Raw genomic sequence first — 4174 nt, forward strand, 5'->3', positions numbered from 1 at the left:
CCTCGCTCACCTGCTTTCGCAAGTCCGATCTCAGTCGCGGCCCGCCGCTCGTCTGACAGTCGTCCCTGTTCATCAGCATGTCGGGCTTCAACCAGGCAGCGTGCACGTGCTGCGAAGGTTCGGCCTGTTTCAATCATTCCACAGACAGGAGTCTGGAGGACTGGTAGAGGTGACTTTCGGCGAAGGAGCTCAGTATCAGCGGCGATCGACCGAATCGGCAGTATGCTCCCCGCTTACCCAGCCGCCGTTTGCCAACAGTTGCTATGTTGCTGGGCGAGGAACCTCCGGCACGATCGGGTATTCGGTGACCTATTAACCGGCGAGAGGAATGCGGTCGGGCGTTGCGATCCCGTCTCGATCAGTCAGGATGAAGGAGAGAACGATGTCTGAGCACGAGTTTCGTTGGTGTGGGAAGAATGAACGGAAGTTTGTGGAACGGTTGTTCATGCAGGAGCGGCGACGCGCACAAGACCGGTACGTCGTGCGGCCAGATGGTGAAGGGTTGAATCCAAGACCGTCGCTGCAGGTCACCGTGCGCCAACGCTGCCGGGCCGTCCGGCAAGCCATGCGAACGAGACTGGTCCACCAATTGTTACGGCGTCTGGGGTTGCCTGTCGGTCTGATTTCGGAAATGTTCAGCTGATGTTCATTCCGATCCTCATGATCCGTTTGTGCTGCGTGCTTGCCTATCTGGCGCTGGCGGTACCTCTGCCTTTCGTTCTGCTCGACCACGAGCTGGGGTTGTTGACGGGGGGCCCAGCGCATACGGCCTTGGACGATCACGCCTGGCTCGACCATGTGGCCGGGGCGGGGGAGGTGTCGGAGGAAAGTGCCTCTTGTCCCGCGAATGTGCACGCGTCTAATGTTGGCCCGATTCAACTCCTCAGCGATTCTTTTGCCGTCTCGCTTCCTTCCGGTCGTGCTCCTCCTTCCCCCTGCAGGTAACGCCCAGAGTACCCACGTCGGGACGGCCCGGTGTGAGGTGGAGCCGCCCGGTGTGTGCCGGTGCGGGAACAATTGTCATCATCGTTTCGAGCCGTGGAGGGGGCGAACTGCCTCTCGGGGGAGGACTGTCGTGATTGAGTTTCGTCAAATTATGGTGGGTGTTGTCATATGGTTAGCGGGGAGTATCGCCGTCGGGTCGGATCCGATCTTGGCGGAATCCGGGGGCATGGAAGGTTCAGGTGCGCTGGAGTTACCGGTGGTGGAGGTGCGGGACCAGCCGATTCAGACCGGCGGAACGGGATCGTTGCATCTGGAAGAGGTCAGCCAGTCGGCGAGCCGGTTGGGCGTCTCGATTCGGGAGATCCCGGCAAGTGTGGAAGTAATCGATCAGACTCTGATGCAGGAGCGTGGACTTCGGACAATCTCAGAAGCCGTGCAGGGGGCCACCGGGCTGTCGGTGGGCGACTCGCCGGGTAACCCGGTCAATTTCTCCATGCGCGGTTTTACGAACAATCAACTGCGGCTGCTGTATGACGGTCTCCTCCTGGGGCCGGCGCAAATGACATCACGTCCGCGGGATACGTGGAATCTCGACCGAATCGAAGTGCTCAAGGGGCCGGCATCCGTCCTCTATGGCGAGGGAGCGTTGGGCGGGGCGATCAATTTTGTGACGAAACGCCCGTTCCGGGAGGATCATGTGGTCACCGATGCGCTATTGTCCATCGGCTCCTTCAATACGCTTCGAACGGCATTGGGCAGCGGCGGGCCGCTGGGATCGGACAAGCTGCACTATCGTGTCGATCTCAGTTATCAGCGCGCGGATCACTACGCCGGTGTGCAGCGGTCGCCCTATACGTATTGGAACCTGACGAGCGCCTTGTTGTACGACGCCGCCCCCACCCTCGCCTTCGAGCTCTCCTTCGACGTCACGCACGACCGGAGCGTGCCCTACTGGGGGACTCCGTTGATGCCGGGAGGGTTTTCCGGTTCGTCGGCGATCAACGGAGTCGTCACGACCAACGACGGCCGGACGATCGATGGCCGGATTCTCCGACAGAACTTCAATGTTGTTGATGCCGACATGAGTGCGACGACCTACTGGACCAAGTTCAAGACGAACTGGCAGCCGGCACACACCATCGAACTCCGCAATCAGGCCTATTACTACTGGGCCGAACGCAACTGGCAAAACGCCGAGACCTACCAGTTCAATCCGGGTACGCAATTGATCGATCGGGACCGGTTCTTTGTCCAGCACGATCAGTACATTGTCGGCGATCGGATGGAGGCTCAGATCAAGGAGCGGCTTTTTGAGCACGGAAACCGGTTTGTGATCGGCGTGGAATTCAGCCATCTGCATCTGAACCGCCCCAGCTTCTTCGGCGGGGGAGACAGCATCGATCCGCTGGCGATCCCGAGCGGGTCCTTCGGGTCGATCACCTCGGCTGAGCAGCGGACGACGATTACGACTGCCGCGCTCTTCGTCGAAGAGCAATTCAACATTACGGAGGCGCTCAAGCTAGTCGGTGGCATGCGGCATGATCGTATCGATCTGGACCGGCAACTCTTCAATGCCGCCGGGGTCTTCAATACGACCGCCAGCTTTGAACGGAGCTTCAATCCGACGACCTGGCGAGCGGGATTGGTCTATGACCTGCTGCCGACCTTGACCCTCTACGGTCAGTATGCCACGGCGGCGGATCCGGTCGGGACCAATGTGTTCATCGTGCGGGCGGCGGAGAATTTCGATCTGGCGACTGGTGCGCAGTGGGAAGTCGGCGCGAAGGGACAGCTGTGGCACAACCGGGCCGAGTGGACCGTGGCCTATTTCGACATCTATCGAAAGAACATCCTGACCCAGACGTCGCTGACGGCGGCACAGAACGTGGGTCGACAGACGTCGAAGGGCATCGAGCTGAGCGGCGCCATCCGGCCGACCGATGCCTGGCGATTGCAGGGAAACGTTACGGTCCTATCAGCTCGGTTTGCTGATTTCTCCGAGTCGGCGGGCAGCAGCGTCGCGAGTCGTGGCGGTAACCGGCCGCCGAACGTGCCGGAAGTGATGGCGAATCTATGGAGCGTGTACCGGGTGCCGTTTGTCGTGCCGTTCGATTTGGGCGCCGCATTCCGGTATGTCGGCCACCGCTACGCGGATAACGCGAACGCCGTCCGGCTCAATGCCTACATGACCACGGACGCCTGGGTCTCGGTTCCGTACAAGAACATGACCTTCATGCTACGTGGCCGCAATTTGCTCGATAAGACCTATGCCATCTGGGCGGACCCGTTCTACCCCAGTCAGGTGTTGATCGGGGCCCCGAGGACGGTGGAGCTTATGATGACGGCGCGGTTCTGAGATGAGGTTATGCGCGAGGGGCGTCGAGGTGTCGATGGTTCATCGGGCCATGAAGGGTCGGCTTGTCGGGAGGCGACTGATGTGGGCGACGGAGCAGGGCGACAGCTCGAAGACCGGGCCTCAACCTCTGCGAGTGTGGCCGGTGGAAGACCCCGGAAGGAGGTCCCCCTCTCAGATCACAGGCAGCCGTCCGAGTATTGGGGGAGAGACCACGTTGTGGTCCACTACACCGCTTTGGCGGCGAGCGACTCCGCCATGCCGTACAGCAACGCTTCGGTGTCGCTCCAGCCCAGGCAGGAATCGGTGATGGACATGCCGTAGGTCAGGGCCTTGTTGGGATCCCAGCTCTGCCGGCCGCCTTGCAGGTGGCTCTCCAACATCAGGCCCATGATCGAACGGCGGCCTTGCTGGAATTGCTTGAGGACTTCACCGGCGACTTCCACCTGGCGTTGGTGATTCTTGCCGGAATTGTCGTGCGAACAGTCCACCATCACGCCACGGGCGAGTCCTTCGCTGGCGACGGCCGCTTCCGCGCGGGCGATATCTTCGACACTGTAGTTGGTGCGTCCGCCGCCGCCGCGCAGCACGATGTGATGGTCGGGGTTCCCGGTGGTCTTGATAATCGAGGTGATGCCGTCGGCGTTGACGCCGACAAAATGGTGCGGGCTGCGGCTGGTGATCATCGCATTGATGGCCACCTGCAAGCTGCCTTCCGTGCCGTTCTTAAACCCGACCGGCATGGAGAGGCCGCTGGCCATTTCTCGGTGAATCTGGCTTTCGGTTGTCCGCGCGCCGATGGCGGTCCAGCTCAACAGGTCGGCAATGTATTGTGGGGTCACGGGATCGAGCAGTTCCGTGGCGCAGGGCAGACCC

General features: G+C 61.0%; 4 protein-coding genes. 3 read left to right on the forward strand and 1 reads right to left on the reverse strand.

Translation table 11 applies throughout. From position 1 onward, the window contains the following. The 3 genes from KF784_19710 to KF784_19720 form a co-directional block, all read left to right on the forward strand. Nucleotides 1-316 (forward strand): hypothetical protein (locus tag KF784_19710; protein MBX3121288.1); only part of this gene is annotated, 316 nt, incomplete at its 5' end. A 66-nt stretch (nucleotides 317-382) separates the two neighbouring features. Then, nucleotides 383-643, forward strand: coding sequence for a hypothetical protein (locus KF784_19715; protein ID MBX3121289.1), 261 nt, complete (start codon nucleotides 383-385; stop codon nucleotides 641-643). Nucleotides 644-1075: 432 nt separating this feature from the next. Beyond that, nucleotides 1076-3301: a TonB-dependent receptor gene (locus KF784_19720; GenBank protein MBX3121290.1), complete on the forward strand. Its 2226-nt coding sequence runs from the start codon at nucleotides 1076-1078 to the stop codon at nucleotides 3299-3301. A gap of 224 nt (nucleotides 3302-3525) precedes the next feature. On the opposite strand, the gene KF784_19725 is transcribed toward KF784_19720, so the two are convergent. After that, the coding region (locus KF784_19725; GenBank protein MBX3121291.1) for a 3-deoxy-7-phosphoheptulonate synthase at nucleotides 3526-4174 on the reverse strand (649 nt) is incomplete at its 5' end.

It is taken from the genome of Fimbriimonadaceae bacterium (genome assembly GCA_019638775.1).
In the GTDB taxonomy this organism is placed as follows: domain Bacteria; phylum Armatimonadota; class Fimbriimonadia; order Fimbriimonadales; family Fimbriimonadaceae; genus JAHBTD01.

Bases quoted from the DNA above. Each gene is read 5' to 3' on its own strand.
- KF784_19715 (MBX3121289.1), top strand. From the start codon at position 383: ATGTCTGAGCACGAGTTTCGTTGGTGTGGGAAGAATGAACGGAAGTTT.